This is a genomic window from Proteus genomosp. 6 (assembly GCF_040139785.1).
In the GTDB taxonomy this organism is placed as follows: Bacteria; Pseudomonadota; Gammaproteobacteria; order Enterobacterales; family Enterobacteriaceae; genus Proteus.
On the sequence record NZ_JBEEVJ010000003.1, the window covers coordinates 157396 to 180425 of the forward strand.

The window sequence follows — 23030 nt, forward strand, 5'->3', positions numbered from 1 at the left end:
AGTAGCAGCTTAATAAGGGGCGTACACCATGGATTATGAATTTCAGCGAGATCTCACTGGCGGTATACTAGCCCGTTTTTCGATGGATCATGAAGCAATAGGCTATTGGCTGAATGATGAAATTCAGGGCGATATTAGTCTGATAGATCAAATTTTTGAAGAAATGGAAGGTATTAAAGGTAGTGAAAGACAGTGGGAATTAATCGGTAAAGAATACAGCCTTTCTATTGATGACGAAGAAGTGATGATAAGAGCGAATACATTACATTTTGAAACAGATGAAATGGAAGAGGGCATGAGTTATTACGATAACGAGAGCATTGCTTTTTGTGGGCTAGATGATTTCGCTACTATGCTACAAAAATACCGGTTATTTATTCTGGAAAATAGAAAAAATTAACAAATCCTATATATTTTTGGAATAAATCTGCCACAATATACTATTGAATTACTCTTCTTTTTATTACGTTTTTAAGTTTAAAAGGTGGTCTAATGAATGAATTACCTGCTAGTTTAGATGAAGCAACAGGTTGGTTTGTCGCCAATCAAGATCTCTTTATTCAGTATGCAGTCAATATTGTTGCCGCATTTTTGATCCTATTTATAGGTTTATTTGTGGCAAAAATGATTGGAAAAGGTGTTGCTAGAGTTTTAACGTTACGTCATATCGATGCTACTGTCGTGACATTCTTATCTGTTTTAGTGCGTTACACTGTTGTCGCTTTCACTTTAATTGCAGTATTAGGCCGATTAGGTGTACAAACGGCTTCTGTTATTGCTGTATTAGGTGCGGCTGGTTTAGCGGTTGGTTTAGCTTTACAAGGCTCACTTTCAAACTTTGCTGCTGGTGTGCTTATTGTTATTTTCCGCCCAATTCGTGCAGGCGAATATGTGATTATAGGGGCTGTGGAAGGTACCGTTAGAGATGTCCAAATTTTCTCAACGACTTTGCGCTCAGCCGATGACAGAATTATTGTTATCCCAAATAGTAAGATAATCAGTAGCGAAGTGATTAACTTAACGCGAGAGCCTGATCGCCGTACTCAAATCATTGTTGGTGTAGCGTATGATGCTGACATTGATACGGTAAAAAAAGTATTAGGTGATGTCGTTGCTAAAGACAAACGTATTCAACATGATAAAGGCGTGACTATCCGTTTACATGAAATGGCACCGTCTTCATTAAATTTTGTGGTACGAGTGTGGACAAAAAATGATGATGCGTGGCCTGTCTATTGGGACTTAATGGAAGACTTTAAACGCACATTGGATGCGAATAAAATTGGTATTCCATTCCCACAAATGGATGTCTATATGCATCAAATACAAAGTGCGACGACTAAAGCAGAATAGTCACACTAAAATAGATGATTTAGAGCCACGTTAATAACGTGGCTTTTTTGTATTTATTGCCATTAGTTTTTCTTATTATCAATAAGAATGATTCATTTCCTCTAATATCAAAACCCCTCTATTATTCATCCAATATTAAACGAATAATTATTAGGATATTTTGCATGTTCACAACTTTTTTTCAGGGGTTCTTATTAAGTGCAGCAATGATTTTACCAATAGGGGCTCAGAATGCCTTTGTTTTACAACAAGGAAGTAAAAAACAGTTTCATTTGATGAGTGCATTTTTATGCGCTTTAAGTGATGTTATTTTGATCTCGGCAGGTGTCTTTGGTGGAAGTGCCCTACTTAGCCAATCAGAAATACTTTTATTACTGATCACTTGGGGTGGAGTCGCGTTCTTATTATGGTATGGCTGGAATGCATTTAAAACTGCTTTTTCAAAAGATATTGAATTGTCACAAAGCGAAAATCAGGTAAAAAGCCGTTGGCGTGTGATCGTAACATTAGTTGCCGTAACATGGCTTAATCCTCATGTTTATTTAGATACTTTTGTTGTGATAGGTAGTATTGGCGGGCAATTAACGTCAGAACTTCGTCCTTGGTTTACATTTGGTGCGGTATTTGCCTCTATAAGCTGGTTTTTTGCGTTATCGCTCTTAGCAGCTTGGTTTTCTCCAATATTAAGCAAAGCGCGCGCTCAACGTATTATTAATCTGTTTGTAGGATGTATAATGTGGTTTATTGCTATTCAATTAGCTGCACAAGGATGGAAAACACTCTTTTAATCTTAAAGAACTTTACATCAGATATGCTAAGGTTCTTCTTAGCCATAAAAGATGGTCTTAAATTTTATTATGTCGGGGGTTTTTGTGAAATTAAAAGCAATTGTATTAGCATCCGTGTTTACGCTGGGATTACCTTCTTTTGCATTAGCGGCGTCTGAGCCAGAAGGGCCTCATATCACAACATCGGGTAATGCGACAATTAAAGCCGCTCCTGATATGGCAACATTAAATATTCAGGTTAACGAAAGAGCAAAAGATGCAGCTCAGGCTAAGAAACAAGTTGATGAGCGTGTTGCAAAATATTTTGCCTTCTTAAAAGAAAATGGTGTTGTTAAAGAAGATATTGATGCTGCTAATATCCGTACTCAACCAAATTATGAGTACGATAAAAAAGCAGAGCGTTCAGTGATTAATGGTTATACCGCAACACGTACTGTTAATGTTAAAATTAAGAAATTAGAACAGCTTAATACGTTGCTTGATGGCGCATTAGCAGCTGGTTTAAATGAGATTAATAACGTTGAATTTGGTGTCAATAATCCAGAACAATACAAAACAAAAGCACGAGAAGTTGCGATTAAAAATGCAATTGATCAAGCAACGTCAGTAGCAAAAGGTTTCGGTGCAGATTTAGGTGCTGTTTATAGCGTGAGCTATCGTGCGCCAGAAGCCACACCTTATCCAATCGCACAAGTGCGTATGGATGCAATGGCATTAAAAGCACAAGCACCTGCTGCTGTGCAAGAAACCTATGAACAGCAAAGCATCGAGTTTAAAGATTATGTTGATGTGGTTTTTGAATTAAAACGCACTAAATAATCATGTGGTGATAAAAATAAATAGGCTTCAATATGAAGCCTATTTATTGTGTTAATAAGATGAAATAGCGTATTACTCTTCATCCTGTTTTAAAACTTTACGGCCAAAATCAATGAGTGCGTCTGTCACTTTTCTCATAGTTCTACTTTCTGGCGCAAATCGGTGCCAATAAAGCATACGTCGCTGGCAAAGCCCTGGAGTTAAATCAACCAACTCTCCGCTTTTTAGTTCATTAGCAATTTGCAGATGAGGGATCATACAACAGGTTGAACCTTGTTTAGCTAATTGCACAAAGGCTTCAGATGAGTTCACGATATGACACGGCACACTACCAGGTGATAAGCCGAAATTTTGTTGTAAAAATGCCTGATGCATATCATCAAGATGGTCAAATGCGACTGCTGGCGCTTTTAATAACGAAGATTTTGTTACGCCATTGGAAAAGTAGCGTTGAGCAAAGTCAGGAGAAGCAACGAATAGGTAATCGAGAGCGCCTAATTGATCGACAAGGCAACTAGGTAGTGCTTGTGGCTGAATACTGATTGCACCAACCACTTCGCCCCGTCTTAATCGTTCTTGAGTACGAGTTTCATCTTCTACTTGAATATTGAGACGAATAGGCAGTTGCGTTAAGACGGGATGTAAAGCAGGCAATAACCATGTTGCTAAACTGTCAGCATTCACCGCCAAAGAGAGTAAAAGAGGCGTAGAACCGCTATTTTCATCACCTAACCATTGTTCTTCAAGTAATTCTACTTGATGCAATAGCGCTAATAATTTTTGTCCTTGCTCAGTGGGTTGAGGTGGAACAGTTCTGACTAATAGCGGTTGCCCGAATAAGTTTTCTAATTGTTTGATACGCTGTGAAACGGCAGATTGTGTAATACATAACTTTTGCGCGGCTCTTTCAAAGCCACGTTCTCGAATGACGGCATCAAGGGCTTGTAATGCTCGATAATCAGGGCGTTTCATTAACAGACTCTCTTCGATTTTATATTCTATTGCTTACTATGCCATATTTTTCGTTGTAATGAGTTAAAATGTTGCTTCTCAGTTTTTGATGTGTCTCGTGCTAGTTTTGAATGCAATATGCTATTCTTAGTCCATTAACGTGATAAATAAGGTTTTTTAAATGACTCAGGATGAATTGAAAAAAGCAGTAGGTTGGGCGGCGCTTGAATATGTAAAACCAGGCACGATTGTGGGTGTCGGTACTGGCTCTACGGCTTCTCACTTTATTGATGCATTAGCAACAATGAAAGGTCAAATCGAAGGCACAGTTTCAAGTTCAGAAGCATCAACTGCAAAATTAAAAAGTTACGGCATTCCTGTTTTTGATTGTAATGAAGTTGACTCTTTAGACATTTATGTTGATGGTGCTGATGAAATTAACCATCACATGCAAATGATCAAAGGCGGCGGAGCAGCATTAACCCGTGAAAAAATTATCGCAGGTGTAGCGAAAACATTTATCTGTATTGTTGATGAATCTAAACAAGTTGACGTATTAGGTAAATTCCCACTACCAGTAGAAGTCATTCCAATGGCGCGCTCTTATGTTGCTCGTGAATTGGTCAAACTGGGTGGTTTACCTGAATATCGTGAAAATGTGGTAACGGATAACGGTAACGTTATTTTAGACGTTCATAACTTAACTATTCTTAATCCTATTGAACTGGAAAACAAAATTAACAGTATTCCAGGTGTTGTAACCGTAGGATTATTTGCTAACCGTGGTGCGAATGTTGTTTTAATGGGTACCTCTGAAGGTGTGAAAACCATTAAGTAATTCTTTTTAAGATAGGTAGCGATGGCTACCTATTTTTTAAATTATTTTAGAAACTGCAAATTCAGTGATATATATCACACGACAGTTATATCTCTCTTTAAAATCCTGCCATTTTCAAAGTCAAAATCATTTTACTCGGTAGAAAATCGCTTTCTTTACCGCTTATTCTGTCATCACAGCAATCGGTTGTATTGCCACAAAATCTATTTTTGTTATGTTGTTGAGACAGGATTTTGTTTTTCATTAAATGTAATAACGATAGGGCAGGGTAAATGGTCAAAGTATCTTTGGAAAAAGAAAAAATAAAGTTTCTACTCCTCGAAGGTGTGCACCAAAGTGCAGTAGAAAATTTAAGAGCTGCGGGTTATACCAATATTGAATATCACAAAGGCGCATTATCGGACGAAGAATTAAAAGAAGCTATCCGTGATGCACGTTTTGTTGGTCTTCGTTCCCGCACTCATTTAACAGAAGAGATTTTTGCTGCGGCTGAAAAATTAGTTGCAGTGGGATGCTTTTGTATTGGTACCAATCAGGTTGATTTAGAGGCTGCTGCCCGTCGTGGTATTCCTGTTTTCAACGCACCTTTCTCAAACACCCGTTCCGTGGCTGAGATGGTGCTTGGCGAATTACTGTTATTACTGCGTCGTATTCCTGAAGCCAATGCGAAAGCTCATCGTGGTGTTTGGGATAAACAAGCCAAAGGCTGTTTTGAAGCACGAGGTAAAAAACTGGGTATTATTGGTTATGGTCACATTGGCACACAATTAGGTATTTTAGCCGAAAGTGTGGGTTTAGATGTCTATTTCTATGATATTGAAAACAAACTGCCATTAGGTAATGCAACGCAAATTCGTCATCTCTCTGAACTGTTGAATATGTGTGACATTGTCAGCTTACATGTGCCAGAAACACCATCAACCAAGAATATGATTGGACATGAAGAAATTCAGCGTATGAAGCCGGGAGCAATTCTTGTCAACGCTTCTCGTGGTACGGTGGTTGATATTCCTGCATTGGCTCAAGCGTTAGAATCAAAACATTTATCTGGTGCTGCGGTTGACGTATTCCCATCAGAGCCGAGTGCAAATAACGATCCTAACGATCCGTTTGTTTCTGAACTTATCAAGTTCGACAATGTGATATTAACACCACATATCGGTGGTTCAACTCAAGAAGCGCAAGAAAACATTGGCTATGAAGTTGCGGGTAAATTAGCGAAATATTCAGATAACGGCTCTACATTATCTGCTGTTAATTTCCCAGAAGTATCACTGCCAAGCCACGGCGACGATGTAAACCGTTTACTGCATATTCATGAAAACCGCCCAGGTATGATGAATAGCATCAATAAAGTGTTTACTGAAGAAAATATCAACGTAGCCGCGCAATATTTACGTACGTCAGGTAACGTAGGTTATGTTGTGATCGATATTACAACACAAACGAAAGCTCAAGCTGAGTTAGTGTTACAAAAACTCAAAGCATTACCGGGAACAATCCGCGCTCGTATGCTTTACTAATTATTAATAAATTATTCGTAATATATTGAAGGCTCGAAATATCGAGCCTTTTTTGTATCTTTTAATCTTTATTTATTGAATTTGTTGCTGCCATAATTGGTAATAGAGTGCTTGGTTTTCTAATAAATGAGAGTGAGAGCCTTCTTCTAATACCTGCCCTTTATCTATTACATAAATATAATCTGAATGCGCTAATGTATTAAGACGGTGCGCAATACTAATTACGGTTCTGTTTTTACAAATCTGAGGTAAATTCGCTAAAATTTGTGCTTCAGACTCATAGTCTAATGCAGATGTTGCTTCATCTAAAATAAGAATACGTGGATTAGTTAATAAGGCTCTAGCAAGTGCAATACGCTGGCGTTGCCCGCCTGATAAATTAGAACCTCTTTCTCCTACTTGTGTATTAAATCCTAAAGGAAGTTGATTAATAAAATCTAAAGCGCCAGCAAGTCGAGCCGCTTCTGTTATTTCTTCTTCACTCGCATTCGGTTTTGATAAACGAATATTTTCAAAAATAGAGCCACTAAATAAAAAGCTCTCTTGTAAAACGATACTCATGCTTTGGCGTAGAGATAAAGGATCAGCGATAGCTAAATCCATGCCATCAATATAAATTTTTCCTTGTTGGGGCGTATAGAAACGTTGAATTAAGCGAGTAAGAGTACTTTTTCCTGAGCCAGAACGCCCTGTAATACCAATAAATTTCCCTGCTGGAATAGATAAAGAAAGTGACTCAATAACATCAGGTGTCTTGTCTGTGTAACGAAAATAGACATTTGAAAAAGTAATGCTCCCTGTTATTTTAGGAACGGTAGCTAATCCTTGGTATTGGTGTTCTGTGGGATTACTTAAAATATCACCAATACGGCGCAAAGAAATGGATGTTTGTTGAAAATCTTGCCAACATTGCGCTAAACGTAAAATAGGTTGTGTAATATGGGCGGCAAATAAATTAAACGCGATAAGTTCACCTACGGTCATTTGTGCATTAATAATGAAATTGACGCCTTGCCATAAAATAATTGCAGTAGTGATCTTATGAATAATAAAAATAAATTGCTGAGCGAATAACGCTTTTTTAGCACCTGAAAAACGTTTATTAATGTGATCGGTCAACTTGTATTGCCACTTTTCTATAAAATGACTTGCTGTCGCCGTCACTTTAATGGTTTCTATGCCATTTATCGCTTCTGTCAGTAGACTAATATTATCTGCGTTGGTTTGATATTCTTGCTTTACCCAATAACGAATGATAGGTCCTAGAATAAGCCAAAATATAAAATAAAGAACTAAAGAACTTAATGTTATCCACGTTAAGGTTGATGAATAAATAAACATCACAAAGATAAACACAGCAATAAAAATAAGATCAAGGACCATCATCAATGCTGAACCAGTAATAAATTGTCTGATATGTGAAAGCTCTTGTATACGAGCAATGATTTGTCCAGATGGGCGTTGAGTAAAAAAATGACTCGGTAAGCGGATGAGATGTTGATACGCTTTTCCTGAAAATTCAGCACTTAATTGACAAGATATAAATGCATATAACTTATCTCGCAAAAAAAGATATATGGGTTCCGTGATAGCAATTAAGACGAATAGACAGCCAAATAGATGTAAATTAGATAAATTTCTCCCCGTTAAAACGGTATCGATAAATTTTTCAAAAATAATGGGATTCACTAAAGCAAAGAGTTGAATGCAACAAGATAAAATAAAAAACAGGAATAATGATTTTTTCTGCTTTAGTATAGAAGGAATAAACCAATTTAGATTAAATTTTGATAATGATGAAGAGGGCTCTTTAGCAATAAGTTGTAATGTATTAAGCTTTTTTTCTTTATCAATGACATGTTCGGTTTTTATATTATTTGTAGGATTTATAATAATTAATGTTTTTTCTTTTGTTTTTTTTAAAATATACCAAGAATCATTTATTTCTATAAGGGTATCGATAATAAGATGCTCATTATAATCGAATAAGCAGAAATCACCTTTTAATTCCAAAAGTTGAATGGCTTCAAGAATATCCCACTTATTAAGATGATCTTCTTTACCCAGGAAATGAATAACTTGCTCTTTTTTTATCTTTCCACTTTGTGTTTTTGAAAAATAAATTAGTCCATCAATAATTGATGAGTGATATTTTTTTTCTTTCTCTAAATTAATATTGTTCATGATATTAAGCACCTTATTATTTTTCTGTTAGTGCGTTATGACGGTAAACTTCTATTGGGCTTAAGAAATAGTCAATAACACGACGTCTATCGATAATAATTTCAGCGACTAAAGACATCCCAGGAGCAAGGTTATATTGTTGATTATTGCTTTCTATCATTTGCGTATTTAGTTCAATTTTTGCGGGATAAACTAAACCTAGCTGCTCATGTTGAACGGAATCTCTGGCGATATTGGTTATATTTCCTTCTAAGGTGCCATAACGAGTGTAAGGAAAAGCATCTATTTTTATCATTGCTTTTTGCCCTACATGAATAAAACCAATATCTTTATTGAGAATATTAACTTCTGCTATATTGTGCTGATTATCAGGAATTATCGTCATCACTTGTTGTGATGGCTGTAAGATACTGCCAAGTGTGTAATTTGTGATTTGTTGTACAGTACCTGTAACGGGAGAACGGACGATTTTTAGCTGTTGTCGTTTTTGGGCATGATTAAGATTTTGGCTATAAATTAATAGTTCACTTTCATACTGTTTATATTTATCATGCCATTCTAATTTTTTCTGTTTCTCTAACTGATCTAAATTTTCATTTAGTTTTTTCTCTTGACTCTTAATAAGTTGATATTCAGCATTCTTAATTGTAATGACTCGGTTTATTTCTAATAATTCTTTTTCATTTTCTAAATATTCCATTTGGCTAATTATTTTTTTTATAAAGAGCTTTTCCTTAAGAATAAAACGTTGTTTAATATTTTCTTTTAATATATTTAATGATAATAGTTCATTATGGATCATGGTTTGATTTTTATTATTCACCTCGATTTCGGCATCAATTAAATTTATATTACTTTCAAATTCATCTTTTTCTTTTTGGTAACTGATAAGAATAGATTTTTTTGTTTTTTCATCTAATTTATTAAAATGATAAAGTTTTTGTGGAGATGTTTCTTGGCTTAATGCTTGATAACGAAGTTTAAGTAACAGCAGACTATCTATTTTTTTCTGTATTCCCTTAACTTCCTCATCAACACCCAGTATATCGAGTGTTAATAATGCATCACCTTGATTTACTTTTTGTCCCTCTTTTACATGAAGGACAGCAAGGCGGCTATGCTCATAAATTTGAATAACTTGAGAATGCCCTGCAACAATAAGTTTACCTGTTGCAGATGATTGCACATTTAATTTACCTAAATAAGCCCACATAAGAAAAGCGATAACACTGAATGAAATAATTGACGCAATATAACGACTATATGGCGTTAAAGGTTTTTCAATAAGTGCAATATGATTAGGGTAGAAATCATAATTAATATTCTTTCTCTTACGCTGAAATACTTTAGAAAGTGCAGATTTTATATTTAGGTTCATACTCAACATCCTTGTTGACGTTGCCAAAGTTTTTTGTAGTGGCTATTTTTTGCAATTAATTCCTTATGTGTTCCTTCTTCAATAAGGTTGCCTTTTTCCAACACAATAATACGATGGCAAGTTCTCACCGTTGAAAGTCGATGAGCAATAATGATAACGGTTCTCTCTTTTGCAATAAGAGGAAGGTGCTCTTGGATAATAGCCTGAGATTCATCATCTAATGCGCTGGTGGCTTCATCAAAGATTAAAATTTTAGGCGAAGATAATAAGGCTCTTGCAATCGCAATACGTTGGCGTTGTCCTCCTGATAAGGATTGTCCTCCCTCTGCAATAATAGTGTCATAACCTAATGGTAGTTTTAAAATAAATTCATGAGCGCCCGTTAGTTTTGCTACGTAAATAACGTCTTCTAAAGAGGCATTTTGTCGAGTGAGTCGGATATTATCAAACACACTGAGATTAAATAAAAAATTTTGTTGTAGAATAATACCTATTTGCTGGCGTACTCTATTTAAATTAAGTTGTGAAAGAGGAATATTATCAAGTGCGACATGACCTGATTGTGGAATATAAAGACCTGAGATCATGCGTGCTAAAGTACTTTTTCCTGATCCTGATGTTCCAACAACACCAATAATTTCATGTCTTTTTATATGTAATGAAATATTATTTAAAATAGCAGGCGTATGATTTTGATAATGAAAACTGACATTATCAAAGGTAATTTCCCCCTTAATATTTGTTTCTAATATTGAACTATTTTGTTCTTTAGGAAGGTTAAGTATATCTTGTAAGTTGTAGATTGCTGTTTTTGTTTTGATATATTTTCCCCAAACATCAATAGCTGTCGCTAAAGGTTGTAAGCAATAGCCAAGTAGCATCGTAAAAGCAATAAGCTGACCTATTGTCATTGAGAGCGAAATAACTTCACAAGCCCCTACCCATAAGAGTAGTGCAACTGTTGTTTTATTTATGAATGACACAATAAAGCGAGATAAATTATCAATATTTTGAAGTTTTTCGTTTTCACCTGTTAGTTTATGAATTTGTGTATACCATTGTTGTGTAAACCTTGGTTCAAGAGAAAGGCTTTTAATTGTCTCAATACCACCTAAGCTTTCAGTAAGAAAGGCTGTATTGACTGCAACTTTTTGATAAAGATGCTGAACTGCAAATTCTATTTTTGGGGCAATTAATTTAGCTAAAATAAGATAAAGAGGAATTGTCGAAATAAATATTAATGTTAGCTTTAGCGATAATATTGCCATTGCAAATATAAATAAAAAAATAAAAGAAGAATCAACAAATAACAGCAACAGCGTTTTTGTTATAAATTCTCGAATAATATCTAATTCTTTTATTCGAGCCACAATGGCACCTGTTTGACGTGATTTAAAATAGCCGATAGGAAGTCTAAATAAATGTTGGGCGAGTTTTAGACTTAACGTTATATCAATTTTATTTGCTGTATGCTGATAAGTATATTCTCGAATTCCTTTTAGTGTTCCTTCTAGAATAGCAATAAAAATCAATCCAATAATTAAAACATCTAGTGTTGATAGAGCCTGATGGATAATCACTTTATCCATAATAATTTGTATTATAAAAGGCGATGTGAGCATTAATAATTGGAGAATGAGTGAGTAAAATAAAATGTTTATAAAGATAAGTTTGTATTTCTTTATTACTGTAAAAAAACATGAGAGACTAAAAAATGGATTTTCTTTAAAACAGAGATAATAGCATTGTGAGATGTTTAATGAATTGAATTGGCTTTGACTTAGGTTTTCTGTTTTATCTGTTTGTATATTATAAATAAGATATGTATTTTTATTTTTTTTTAATAATATAAATGTATTGTTTTTATTATCTAAAAAAATAATGTGATGTTCTATTTTTTTTAAAATAAATGATTTTTTTGTTTTTTTTAGTTTAAATTGATATTCAGTTTCTAATGCGTTTATAGTAGAATCTTTTTTTATTTCTATTTTTCTCTTTTTAGTTAGATTGATAATAATACTAATGCTTTTTATTATGTGACTTTTTGTTTTATTATCCATGACAATAAAATACCTTTTGTATAGCTGAAAATATAAAAAGGTATTTAATATTATTTTTTTTATCAAAAATATAAAAAAACACAGATGATAATCATTAATTTTAATCTAGCACTAATAAAAAACTAAAAATGCCAGATCTTTTCTGGTGTAATAATTTCAGGTAATGGTACATCCCAATTCGCACTAGGAAGGTGAGCAACTTGTTGGCAAGTATGCGCTAATCCCATTGGGTAAAATGATTTTTGTTGCCAGTTTTCTAGTGTTCTATCGTAAAAACCCCCCCCCATACCTAATCGTTGACCTTGTTCATCAAATGCGACAAGTGGGGTAAAAATAATATCGATATTAGAAAGAGGGATCACCGCATTCACATTTAAAGGCGGCTCTGAAATATTAAAGCGATTTTTTACTAATGTAGTAGAAGGTGTGTAGCGTAAAAAAAGGAGGTGATGGCGATGAAAGGGATGCAATACAGGTAAGCAAACTTGTTTATTTAATGCCCATAGCTGGGAGATCAAAGGTGATGTATCAATTTCACCATCAAAAGAAAGAAACAGTGCAATCGTCTGCGCTTGTTTGATTTTAGGGTGAGTAAGAACTTGCTCGCATAGTTTTAGCGCAGCGTCCTGCTGTTGCTCTTGAGTGAGTAAACGTCTCTTTTGGCGGATAGACTTGCGTATTTCATCTCTTTGCTGAAAAAGTGAGGCTTCTATCATTCATCAACCCATCAGTAAGTCGTTAGTGTTAATGATGAAGTATCATTAACATCAATTTATTACACTTTAGAGGTAAAAAAGAGAAAAGCCAAGATTGGGTAAGGGAAAAGGGTATAAAAAAAGTTCTAAACATTAAGCATTTATAAAATACTCAGTGTTTAGAACTTAAATGGAGGTCTCCAAGATGCCGCCGCAAGCTGTAACCCTTGAACCCATGGTCCAAGGTGAACATAGTGTTGCTGCCATTAGGCTGCCTGAACGAATCGGGTATGCTCACAAGCAACAGATCACCACGTTCTATGTGTTTCGAATATCGGCTCAGGGGACTGGCCCGCTGGCAAACATCTCAGAGAAATTTGGTGGGTGCGTTAAGCACCTTATCTATGAACTATTGTATTATTTTAATTGTAGAAAGCAACCTATTATCTGTGAATTTCGTGGTGTACGCGTGCTTTCTGAACAAATCTACTTCGCAGTTGAAAAAGTGCGATCATGATGCTTGCCTTGATCGTGTAAAGCTTGTTCAATGGATTGTTGTAGCATTTTTATCTTCTCTTCCATGTTGTAGGCATAGTCTCTGGTTTTTAACTTTTCTTCTGCCAACTCATGACTCATATTTAATGCCACGATAAAAATTAAGTGCTCTGTGTTGGAAACACCACTGCGTTCTTTGAGATCTTGTAATCGTTGTTCCAGTTCAGCAGCAGAAGCCAGTAAAGCATCTCTTTGTTCTGGTGGGCAATTGACACGTAATGAGCGCCCAAAAATTTGAAGATCAACGGGTTGTGCGGACATGATTCCTTCCTGACATAAAATCTGTGCTACGTGTTTAGTAGTGTATACGGTTATAACGCTGTATTAAACGCTATTACTGCAAAAATTCCAATGATTAACATGGCTTAACTGGTACAGCGACTTCTATTGATGGTAGCATATCTTGAACTATTCCCCTAAATGCGACGTTTATTCTTATGTCAAAACAGAACACATTACCGAATTATCAAACTATTGATGCATTATTACAGCAACATACAGTGCCTTTAACCGCGGCTGAAATGCATGGTTTGATTACAGGATTTATTTGCGGTGCAGTGCGCGATAACAGTTGGAAAACCTTATTACACGATTTGACTAATGAGGGTTTAGCTTTTCCTAAAACGTTATCAGAGCCACTTGAAGAGCTTTATCACATCACCTATGAACAGCTCGATGACAGTGTGTTCAACTTCTCTATGTTAGTGCCTGACGAATCTGAATCTGTTTTTCTAAGAGCCGATGCCCTTGCGGGATGGGTTAATCATTTTCTTTTAGGTCTGGGTGTTGCTCAACCTAAGTTGTCTGATCATAAAGAATTGACTGAAGTGATTACTGATTTGCGTAATATTGGTGCGCTAGGTTATGAAGAAGACGAAAACCAAGAAGAACTTGAAGATGCACTTGAAGAAGTCAGTGAATATGTAAAAGTATCCGTTCAACTTTGTTATATCACTTTTGTCGCTCCAAAAGACAAAGGAAATGACAAACAAAATGAGCAACGTGTACTACATTAATTTCATCATTAATTAGATAACCATAAAGATAAATGAAAGACAGGAGTGGGTATGAATAAGCAAGAATTTTTATCCCGTCGTCAGGCATTATTAGCTCAAATGAAGCCTGCGAGTGCAGCTATCTTTTTTGCCGCACCACCAGCGCAACGTAATGCCGATAGTGAGTATCCTTATCGCCAACATAGTGATTTCCTTTATCTAACTGGTTTCAGCGAGCCTGAAGCTATTCTTGTGCTGATTAAAAGTGATGAAACACATAATCACAGTGTGCTTTTTAATCGCGTTAGAGATTTAACCGCTGAAATTTGGTTTGGTCGTCGCCTTGGACAAGAAGCTGCACCTGAAAAATTAGGTGTTGATAAGGCGCTACCTTATGAAGATGTTGGTGAGCAACTGTACCAATTATTAAACGGGTTAGATGTTGTTTATCATGCTCAAGGTGAATATGCGTTTGCTGATGAGATAGTCTTTGGTGCATTAGAAACCTTAAGAAAAGGTTCTCGCCGTAACTTAAAAGCACCACAAACTATCATTGATTGGCGTCCAATTGTTCATGAGCAACGCCTATTTAAATCTGATTTTGAACTTGAATTACTGCGTAAAGCTGGAAAAATTACCGCATTAGCACATACGCGTGCGATGCAAAAATGTCAGCCGGGTATGTATGAATATCAACTTCAAGGTGAGATTGAACATGAGTTTACCTCTCATGGTGCGCGTTTCCCTTCGTATAATAGTATTGTCGGCAGTGGTGAAAATGGTTGTATTTTGCACTACACCGAAAACGAAACCAAAATGCGTGATGGGGATTTAGTTCTTATTGATGCAGGCTGTGAATATGAAGGTTATGCCGGTGATATCACCCGTACTTTCCCTGTTAATGGTAAATTTAGCCGTCAACAACGTGAAATTTATGACATAGTCTTAAAATCCATCAATGTTTCTTTGGAATTGTACAAACCTGGTACAAGTATCAAAGAAGTCACTGAGCATGTCGTGTATATCATGGTCGAAGGACTGGTTAAACTGGGCATTATGCACGGTGAAATCGAGCATCTTATTGAGACAAAAGCCTATCAGCGTTTCTTTATGCATAGCTTAAGCCATTGGCTAGGTCTTGATGTTCATGATGTTGGACATTATGGCACGGAGCGTGACCGCATTTTAGAACCTGGCATGGTACTGACCATTGAACCGGGACTTTACATTGCACCAGATGCAGATGTGCCACAAGAGTATCGTGGCATTGGTATTCGCATTGAAGATGACATTGTTATCACGGAAACAGGCAATGAGAATTTAACGGCATCTGTCGTTAAAGATCCTGATGAAATTGAAGCTCTGATGGCAGGAAAAATTTAAGGCTAAAATCAGCATGAATGTGATTATTGTGGGTGGTGGAATGGCAGGTGCGACATTAGCACTTGCACTCTCTGCATTAAATAAAGGTAAGATTTCAATTTCGTTAATTGAAGCAAGAGAGCCTGACAATGGGCACCCTGGGTTTGATGCAAGAGCGATCGCATTAGCACATGGAACAGCGAAACGGTTAGAGCAAATCGGGCTTTGGTCAACATTAAAACCTTTTGTCACTCCCATTAATCATGTTCATGTCTCTGATAAAGGTCATTGTGGTTTTGTTAATATTCATGCACAAGACTATGATATCTTAGCACTGGGTTATGTTATTGAATTGCATGATGCTGGGCGTCAGCTTTTTGCTAAGTTAAAAAAACAATCTAATATCACGCTTTATTGCCCTGCTAAAGTTGAACAAGTTCAACGTAATATCGATTCTGTTGAGGTAACACTTGATGATGGTACGCAATTATCGGGTGATTTACTGATTGCTGCTGATGGTACTCATTCACCTATTGGTCACCAGTGCCATATTCAATGGCAACGAGAGCCTTATCATCAAGTGGCTGTGATCGCTAATGTCAAAACAGAAATTGATCCTCAAGGCAAAGCTTTTGAGCGTTTTACGGAGTTTGGTCCATTAGCCATGTTACCAATGAGTGAAGGGCGTAGCTCATTAGTATGGTGTCATCCTATTGAAAAATTGGATGAAGTTTCACAGTGGGATGATGAAACAACTATCGCGCATTTACAGCGTGACTTTGGCTGGCGTTTAGGAAAGATAGAGCATATTGGTAAGCGAAATTGCTACCCTTTAGCGCTACAAAAAGCCAATCAAATTATTGGTCATCGTTTAGCGTTAGTTGGAAATGCCTCGCAAACACTTCATCCTATTGCAGGACAAGGTTTTAACCTTGGTTTACGTGATGTTATGGCACTTGCCAATACGATCACCCAAGCGATTAATGCCAATACTGATATTGGTAGTTATCGAGTACTCTCTCAATATCAACAACTTCGCCAACAAGATAGAGAAAAAACAATCTCTATTACTGATGGGTTGGTGAAAGTGTTTGCAAATCGTTGTGTGCCACTGATTGTTTCTCGCAACTTAGGGCTAATGACGATGGAATTACTCCCAATGATGAGAGATAAATTGGCGCATCAAACACTTGGCTGGACAGACTAGAGCGTGTTGATCTTTGATGGTCAATTTTTATTCGAATTAAATATAGTCGCTTTTTAGGATACTTTTATTATGAAATCATTTGATGTTGTTATTGCTGGTGGTGGAATGGTTGGGCTTGCATTAGCCAGCGGATTACACGGGTGTGGATTACGTATAGCGATAATAGAAAATCACCCAGTAACGACGCTTTTTCACCCACAAGATGATTTTTCATTACGCGTATCTGCTATTAATACAGCCAGTGAAATGCTGCTGAAAAAATTAGGTGTTTGGGAAAATTTGCAAGCATTACGAACAGCACCTTATCAAGGTATGGAAGTTTGGGATCAAGATAGCTTTGGCCGTATTGAGTTTTCAGCACAAAAAGAAGGATTCAGCCACTTAGGCTCTATTATCGAAAATAACCTTATTCGTGAAGTGCTTTGGCAAAAATGTGAAAGCCATAGTGATATTACCTTCTATTCATCAACGCAAATTGAGCGTGTGGTGTGGGGGGAAAACGATGCTTTCATTACCCTTAATGATGGTGAAATGTTAACCGCAAGACTTGTTGTGGGCGCTGATGGTGCTAATTCATGGCTACGTAAACATGCTGATATTCCACTGACGTTTTGGGACTATGAACATCACGCATTAGTTGCCACTATTCGTACCGAACAACCTCATGAAAATGTTGCGCGCCAAGTTTTTCATGGCGAAGGTATTTTGGCATTTCTGCCTCTTTCTGATCCTCATACTTGTTCTATTGTTTGGTCTTTACCAAGCAACCTTGCTGAACGTTATAAAAGCGCAGAAAAAAGCTTATTTGAGCGCACATTGGGTGTGACCTTTGATATGCGTTTAGGTCAATGTGAATTAATAAGTGATCGCATGACCATACCATTAACAGGTCGTTATGCTCGCCAATTTGCCGCTCCTCGCTTAGCGTTACTAGGCGATGCTGCTCATACAATCCACCCTTTAGCTGGACAAGGTGTTAACCTTGGTTTTATGGATGTTGCAGAGTTAATTGGTGAAATTCGCCGCTTAAAAGCTGAAGGTAAAGATTTTGGTGAATATCTCTATTTGAGACGATTTGAACGTCGCCGCAAACATGCAGCCGCGGTGATGTTGGCAAGTATGCAAGGATTTCGTGAACTTTTTGCTGGCAATAACCCCGTTAAAAAACTGGTTCGAGATATCGGTCTTTCGTTAGCGGATAGTTTACCGGGGGTAAAACCTAAGTTACTTGAGCAAGCAATGGGACTTTCTGATTTACCTGAGTGGTTAAGTAATAAAAATTTCACTTCAGTTGAAAAAATCTAATTTCTCTCTTATTTCACATTACTTTTATTTATATCTGACTGAAGAAATAGAACTAAAAAAATCTATTTTTTCAGTCTATTCTTTGCACTAATTCCCTTTTTTCAGTAATTCCTCGCTAAAAATGAGCGCTGATACGCATAATTGCAATCATTAGTTCTGCATACCCATATGTCTACATTATGATTAAGAGACACAATACCCTATTTTAACTTATGGTTTATTTTTTCTCACAATGCTAAGTTCAAGGGGATGGTATCGTTTGCGTTGTACGTTAATTGCTCGTATTTGTTAAATCAATGTTTAAAAATAAACTTAAGTTTGAGATTAACACTATGATTTCAAATCAAGTTTAATTTTATATTTAACAAATTACGTTCTCTGAATAATCTAAAGTAAAAGTAGAAAGAGGGAAGAATGGCAAAACAGACTCCGTTGTATGATGAGCACGTAGCCTGCGGTGCTCGTATGGTCGATTTTCATGGTTGGATGATGCCTTTGCATTATGGCTCCCAAATAGATGAACATCATATTGTACGTCGTGATGCAGGTATGTTTGATGTTTCTCATATGACCATTGTTGACTTACATGGCTCACAAGTTAAAGATTTTCTACGTTATTTATTAGCGAATGATATCGCTAAACTCACCGAAAAAGGTAAGGCGCTTTATACCGGTATGCTAAATGCATCAGGTGGTGTAATTGATGATCTTATCGTCTATTACTTTGATGACTCTTTCTATCGTCTCGTTGTGAATTCTGCCACTCGTGAAAAAGATCTCGCGTGGATTGAACAACATGCTTCAGATTATGTGGTTGATATCACTGTTCGTGACGACTTAGCATTAATCGCTGTTCAAGGTCCTCATGCACAAGAGAAAGTACAAAGCTTATTAAGCGAAGCGCAACGCCAAGTCGTTTCTGCTATGAAGCCTTTCTATGGTGTAGAGCTTGGAGACTTGTTTATTGCGACAACGGGCTATACCGGTGAAGCTGGCTATGAAATCGCAATGCCAAAAGAGCAAGCAGTCGATTTTTGGAAAAAATTATTAGCTGTGGGAGTTAAACCCGCAGGATTAGGTGCAAGAGACACATTACGCCTAGAAGCGGGAATGAACCTCTATAGCCAAGAGATGGATGAAACGATTAATCCACTTGAAGCAAATATGGGATGGACGATTGCATGGGCACCAGAAGATCGTCAATTTATTGGTAGAGAAGCATTAGAAAAATTACGCGCAACAGGCACAGATAAACTTGTTGGTCTTGTAATGCGAGAGAAAGGTGTGTTGCGTGCTGGCACTGCCGTACACTTTACTGATGATTTAGGCGAGTTAAGAGAAGGTATTATTACAAGTGGTACTTTTTCGCCTACATTAGGCTTTAGTATTGCATTAGCAAGAGTTCCAGCAGGTATAAAAGATAGCGCAATTGTATTAATGCGTAATCGTGAGATGCCAGTAGAAGTGGTAAAACCTGGTTTTGTTCGTTCAGGTAAAGCATTGGTATAACACGTACAATTATTTTAAATGGAGAGTAAGGTCAATGAGTCAAATACCTAGTGAATTAAAATACGCACAATCTCATGAGTGGATCCGTTCAGAAGGCAATGGTGAATACACTATCGGTATTACTGAACATGCACAGGAATTATTAGGTGACATGGTGTTTGTTGATCTACCAGAAGTGGGTAGAGAAGTCGCAGCTGGTGATGATTGTGCGGTAGCGGAATCAGTAAAAGCAGCATCAGATATTTACGCACCATTATCGGGTGAAATTATCGCAGTAAATGAAGAGTTAGATGGTTCTCCAGAACTGGTGAACAGTGCGCCTTACGGAGAAGGTTGGTTATTTCGCATTAAAGCAAATAATGAAAGCGAATTAGATGACTTACTTGATGCCGCCGGTTATCAAGAGCTGGTAGATAGCGAAGAGTAAAACGAAGCGCCCCGTCAAATCAATGTCGGGGCGTTTTTATTTGTTAGCTTGTTATCGTAATGCTATCTCAACGCGCTTTAAGCCTTGTGCTATTTACCTATCCATTCATAGTGAATTCAGGAAATTACTTGCAATGACACAGACTTTAAATCAGTTAGAGTATCGCGATGAATTTATTCATCGCCATATTGGCTCATCACCAGAACAGATTAAAGAGATGCTCAGTGCTGTTGGCGTCTCCTCATTAAATGAATTAACTCAAAAAATTGTTCCAGATAATATTCAATTAGAAACACCACCGAATGTGGGTGCAGGGGCAACAGAGCAAGAAGCCTTGGCTGAATTAAAAGCGATCGCCAGCCAAAATAAACGTTTTACTTCTTACATTGGAATGGGTTACGCACCTTCTGTATTGCCTCCTGTGATTTTACGTAATTTATTAGAAAATCCAGGTTGGTATACCGCTTATACACCTTATCAGCCAGAAGTTTCTCAAGGTCGTCTAGAATCACTATTGAATTTCCAACAGGTTACAATTGATTACACGGGAATGGATCTCGCTTCCGCATCGTTGCTAGATGAAGCAACGGCCGCAGCTGAAGCAATGGCAATGGCAAAACGTGTAAGCAAATTGAAAAATGCGGATCGTTTCTTTGTCGCTGATGATATTCACCCTCAAACCTTAGATGTTGTCAGAACGCGTGCAGATACTTTTGGTTTTGAGGTTGTTGTTGATAAAGCTGAAAAAGTATTAGAGCTTGAAGGTGTCTTTGGTGTGCTATTACAACAAGTCGGCACAACGGGCGAAGTTCATGATCACAGCAAGTTATTAGCCGCACTAAAAGAGCGCAAAATAATTACCAGTGTTGCCGCTGATTTAATGGCGCTGGTGGTTCTCACTGCGCCAGGTCATCAAGGTGCTGATATCGTATTAGGTTCAGCGCAACGTTTTGGTGTCCCTATGGGTTACGGTGGCCCACATGCGGCATTCTTTGCTTGTCGTGATGAATATAAACGTGCGATGCCGGGTCGTATTATTGGTGTCTCTCGCGATGCTGCGGGTAATCGTGCATTACGTATGGCGATGCAAACGCGTGAACAGCATATTCGTCGTGAAAAAGCGAACTCGAATATTTGCACATCCCAAGTTTTACTTGCCAATATCGCGGCTATGTATGCGGTTTATCATGGGCCAGAGGGGTTAAAAACCATCGCTCAACGTATTCATCGTTTAACGGATATTTTAGCTGCGGGTTTACAACAAAACGGTATGGTATTACGCCATAAAACTTGGTTTGATACATTAACGATTGATACCGCAGATAAAGCCGCTGTATTACAACGTGCTAAAGATGCCGAAATTAACTTACGTACCGATATTGTGGGTGCTGTAGGTGTAACACTAAGCGAAATTACAACGCGTGAAGATGTATTAAAGCTTGTTGAAATTATCAGTGGTAAAGCATTCACTGGTGATATTGATGCACTTGATAAACAAGTTGCCTCCTCATCAGTATCAATTCCTGCTTCTATGCAACGTAAAGACACTGTGCTGACACATGAAAACTTTCATCAGTATCACAGTGAAACAGAAATGATGCGCTATATGCATCGTTTAGAAAATAAAGACTTAGCATTGAATCAAGCGATGATCCCATTAGGATCATGTACGATGAAACTTAATGCTGCTGCTGAAATGATCCCTATTACATGGCCTGAATTTACAGAGCTACATCCATTCTGCCCAGCCTATCAAGCGAAAGGCTATCAAGTGATGATTGGACAACTGTCCAATTGGCTTGCTGCATTAACGGGTTATGATGCGATGTGTATGCAACCAAACTCGGGTGCGCAAGGTGAATATGCGGGCTTATTAGCGATTCGTCGTTATCACCAAAGCCGTGGTGAAGGTGCGCGACATATCTGCTTGATCCCAAGTTCAGCACACGGTACTAACCCTGCTTCTGCTCATATGGCTGGCATGACAGTGGTGGTGGTCGGTTGTGATGATAACGGCAATATCGATATTGCAGACTTAAAAGCCAAAGCAGAAAAACATCAAGCTGAACTCTCTTGTGTGATGGTGACATACCCATCAACGCATGGTGTTTATGAAGAAGGTATTCGTGAAGTTTGTGAAATCATTCATCAATATGGCGGACAAGTTTATCTTGATGGTGCCAATATGAATGCGCAAGTGGGGATCACAACACCGGGCTTTATTGGTTCTGATGTTTCTCACTTAAACTTACATAAAACCTTCTGTATTCCTCATGGTGGAGGTGGTCCAGGAATGGGGCCTATTGGCGTGAAATCACATTTAGCGCCATTTGTACCAGGTCATTCTGTTGTTGAAATGGAAAATGTCACTACACAAGGTGCTGTTTCTGCGGCTCAATTTGGTAGCGCTTCAATACTACCGATTAGTTGGATGTATATTCGTATGATGGGCGCACAAGGGCTTAAACAAGCAAGCCAAGTGGCAATCTTAAATGCGAACTATATCGCACAACGTTTGAAAAATGATTATGACATTCTTTATGCTGGCGCTGATGGTTATGTCGCACATGAATGTATTATCGATATTCGCCCATTAAAAGCGAATTACGGTATCAGTGAAATGGATGTGGCTAAGCGTTTAATTGACTATGGATTCCACGCTCCAACTATGTCATTCCCTGTTGCGGGCACATTAATGATTGAGCCAACAGAGTCTGAAAGTAAAGTTGAAATTGATCGCTTTATTGAAGCTCTGCTTTCTATTCGTGCTGAAATTGCACAAGTAGATAAAGGTGTATGGCCAATTGATGACAATCCATTAGTTAATGCACCTCACACACAATATGAATTAGTGCAAGAGTGGTCACATAGTTATAGTCGTGAATGTGCGGTGTTCCCAAGTGAAGCAACGAAACAAAGCAAGTATTGGCCAGCGGTTAAACGTCTGGATGATGTATATGGCGACCGCCATTTACATTGTTCATGTGCGCCAATTAGTGACTATGAATAAGCTTTAATCTAGCTATATTCTTAAATTTAAATACCGATGGTTAAGTTAGCCATCGGTATTTTTTATTTAAC

Annotated in this window: 19 protein-coding genes and 1 other RNA gene; 13 read left to right on the forward strand and 7 right to left on the reverse strand. The window is 37.4% G+C overall.

Going from position 1 to position 23030, the window contains the following annotated elements; all coding sequences use genetic code 11:
- Nucleotides 1-28: 28 nt before the first annotated feature.
- The 4 genes from ABN212_RS05055 (at nucleotide 29) to ABN212_RS05070 (ending at nucleotide 2960) form a co-directional block, all read left to right on the forward strand.
- A complete protein-coding gene (locus ABN212_RS05055; RefSeq protein WP_349442969.1) occupies nucleotides 29-400 on the forward strand; it encodes a YacL family protein in 372 nt (123 codons plus the stop codon).
- A 92-nt stretch (nucleotides 401-492) separates the two neighbouring features.
- Nucleotides 493-1353 (forward strand): small-conductance mechanosensitive channel MscS, encoded by an 861-nt coding sequence (gene mscS / locus ABN212_RS05060; RefSeq protein WP_109371100.1) that lies wholly within the window; start codon nucleotides 493-495, stop codon nucleotides 1351-1353.
- 164 nt (nucleotides 1354-1517) lie between these two features.
- Complete coding sequence (argO, locus tag ABN212_RS05065) at nucleotides 1518-2141, forward strand: arginine exporter ArgO (RefSeq protein WP_198620812.1); 624 nt, start codon at nucleotides 1518-1520, stop codon at nucleotides 2139-2141.
- An 84-nt stretch (nucleotides 2142-2225) separates the two neighbouring features.
- Nucleotides 2226-2960 (forward strand): oxidative stress defense protein, encoded by a 735-nt coding sequence (locus ABN212_RS05070; protein WP_109419752.1) that lies wholly within the window; start codon nucleotides 2226-2228, stop codon nucleotides 2958-2960.
- A gap of 72 nt (nucleotides 2961-3032) precedes the next feature.
- Here the strand turns inward: ABN212_RS05070 and ABN212_RS05075 are convergent, their stop codons facing one another.
- On the reverse strand, nucleotides 3033-3932 hold the full coding sequence (locus ABN212_RS05075; RefSeq protein WP_088494952.1) for a LysR family transcriptional regulator ArgP: 900 nt from the start codon (nucleotides 3930-3932) through the stop codon (nucleotides 3033-3035).
- A 160-nt stretch (nucleotides 3933-4092) separates the two neighbouring features.
- Between ABN212_RS05075 and rpiA the strand changes: the two genes are divergently transcribed.
- On the forward strand, nucleotides 4093-4749 hold the full coding sequence (gene rpiA, locus ABN212_RS05080; RefSeq protein WP_072063358.1) for a ribose-5-phosphate isomerase RpiA: 657 nt from the start codon (nucleotides 4093-4095) through the stop codon (nucleotides 4747-4749).
- A gap of 272 nt (nucleotides 4750-5021) precedes the next feature.
- Complete coding sequence (gene serA, locus ABN212_RS05085; RefSeq protein ID WP_198632516.1) at nucleotides 5022-6272, forward strand: phosphoglycerate dehydrogenase; 1251 nt, start codon at nucleotides 5022-5024, stop codon at nucleotides 6270-6272.
- 72 nt (nucleotides 6273-6344) lie between these two features.
- Here serA and ABN212_RS05090 read toward each other — a convergent pair whose 3' ends face one another.
- The 6 genes from ABN212_RS05090 to zapA all read right to left on the reverse strand — a co-directional run bounded on the left by ABN212_RS05090 (nucleotide 6345) and on the right by zapA (nucleotide 13405).
- On the reverse strand, nucleotides 6345-8456 hold the full coding sequence (locus ABN212_RS05090; RefSeq protein WP_198632515.1) for a type I secretion system permease/ATPase: 2112 nt from the start codon (nucleotides 8454-8456) through the stop codon (nucleotides 6345-6347).
- 16 nt (nucleotides 8457-8472) lie between these two features.
- Complete coding sequence (locus ABN212_RS05095) at nucleotides 8473-9834, reverse strand: HlyD family type I secretion periplasmic adaptor subunit (protein WP_198629869.1); 1362 nt, start codon at nucleotides 9832-9834, stop codon at nucleotides 8473-8475.
- 2 nt (nucleotides 9835-9836) lie between these two features.
- Nucleotides 9837-11894 carry a peptidase domain-containing ABC transporter gene (locus ABN212_RS05100; protein WP_349442970.1) on the reverse strand — a complete coding sequence of 686 codons (2058 nt, stop codon included), beginning with the start codon at nucleotides 11892-11894 and terminating at the stop codon, nucleotides 9837-9839.
- Nucleotides 11895-12016: 122 nt separating this feature from the next.
- Entirely contained in the window at nucleotides 12017-12610 is a 594-nt protein-coding gene (locus tag ABN212_RS05105) for a 5-formyltetrahydrofolate cyclo-ligase (RefSeq protein WP_198632513.1), read from the reverse strand.
- A 172-nt stretch (nucleotides 12611-12782) separates the two neighbouring features.
- Nucleotides 12783-12966, reverse strand: a non-coding RNA gene (gene ssrS / locus ABN212_RS05110) — 6S RNA.
- 109 nt (nucleotides 12967-13075) lie between these two features.
- Complete coding sequence (zapA, locus tag ABN212_RS05115; protein ID WP_023581530.1) at nucleotides 13076-13405, reverse strand: cell division protein ZapA; 330 nt, start codon at nucleotides 13403-13405, stop codon at nucleotides 13076-13078.
- A 176-nt stretch (nucleotides 13406-13581) separates the two neighbouring features.
- Here zapA and ABN212_RS05120 point away from each other — a divergent pair, with 176 nt between their 5' ends.
- The 7 genes from ABN212_RS05120 (at nucleotide 13582) to gcvP (ending at nucleotide 22959) form a co-directional block, all read left to right on the forward strand.
- On the forward strand, nucleotides 13582-14160 hold the full coding sequence (locus tag ABN212_RS05120; protein WP_109371086.1) for a YecA family protein: 579 nt from the start codon (nucleotides 13582-13584) through the stop codon (nucleotides 14158-14160).
- A gap of 51 nt (nucleotides 14161-14211) precedes the next feature.
- On the forward strand, nucleotides 14212-15522 hold the full coding sequence (gene pepP, locus ABN212_RS05125; RefSeq protein WP_198629867.1) for a Xaa-Pro aminopeptidase: 1311 nt from the start codon (nucleotides 14212-14214) through the stop codon (nucleotides 15520-15522).
- A 13-nt stretch (nucleotides 15523-15535) separates the two neighbouring features.
- A complete protein-coding gene (gene ubiH / locus ABN212_RS05130) occupies nucleotides 15536-16708 on the forward strand; it encodes a 2-octaprenyl-6-methoxyphenyl hydroxylase (RefSeq protein WP_198620802.1) in 1173 nt (390 codons plus the stop codon).
- A gap of 69 nt (nucleotides 16709-16777) precedes the next feature.
- Nucleotides 16778-18013, forward strand: a complete 1236-nt coding sequence (ubiI, locus tag ABN212_RS05135) for an FAD-dependent 2-octaprenylphenol hydroxylase (protein WP_109371080.1) — start codon at nucleotides 16778-16780, stop codon at nucleotides 18011-18013.
- A 414-nt stretch (nucleotides 18014-18427) separates the two neighbouring features.
- Nucleotides 18428-19522 (forward strand): glycine cleavage system aminomethyltransferase GcvT, encoded by a 1095-nt coding sequence (gene gcvT, locus ABN212_RS05140; RefSeq protein ID WP_196570298.1) that lies wholly within the window; start codon nucleotides 18428-18430, stop codon nucleotides 19520-19522.
- Nucleotides 19523-19556: 34 nt separating this feature from the next.
- On the forward strand, nucleotides 19557-19949 hold the full coding sequence (gene gcvH, locus ABN212_RS05145) for a glycine cleavage system protein GcvH (RefSeq protein ID WP_100159082.1): 393 nt from the start codon (nucleotides 19557-19559) through the stop codon (nucleotides 19947-19949).
- A 133-nt stretch (nucleotides 19950-20082) separates the two neighbouring features.
- Nucleotides 20083-22959 carry an aminomethyl-transferring glycine dehydrogenase gene (gene gcvP, locus ABN212_RS05150; RefSeq protein ID WP_198629866.1) on the forward strand — a complete coding sequence of 959 codons (2877 nt, stop codon included), beginning with the start codon at nucleotides 20083-20085 and terminating at the stop codon, nucleotides 22957-22959.
- The last annotated feature ends 71 nt before the right edge of the window (nucleotides 22960-23030 follow it).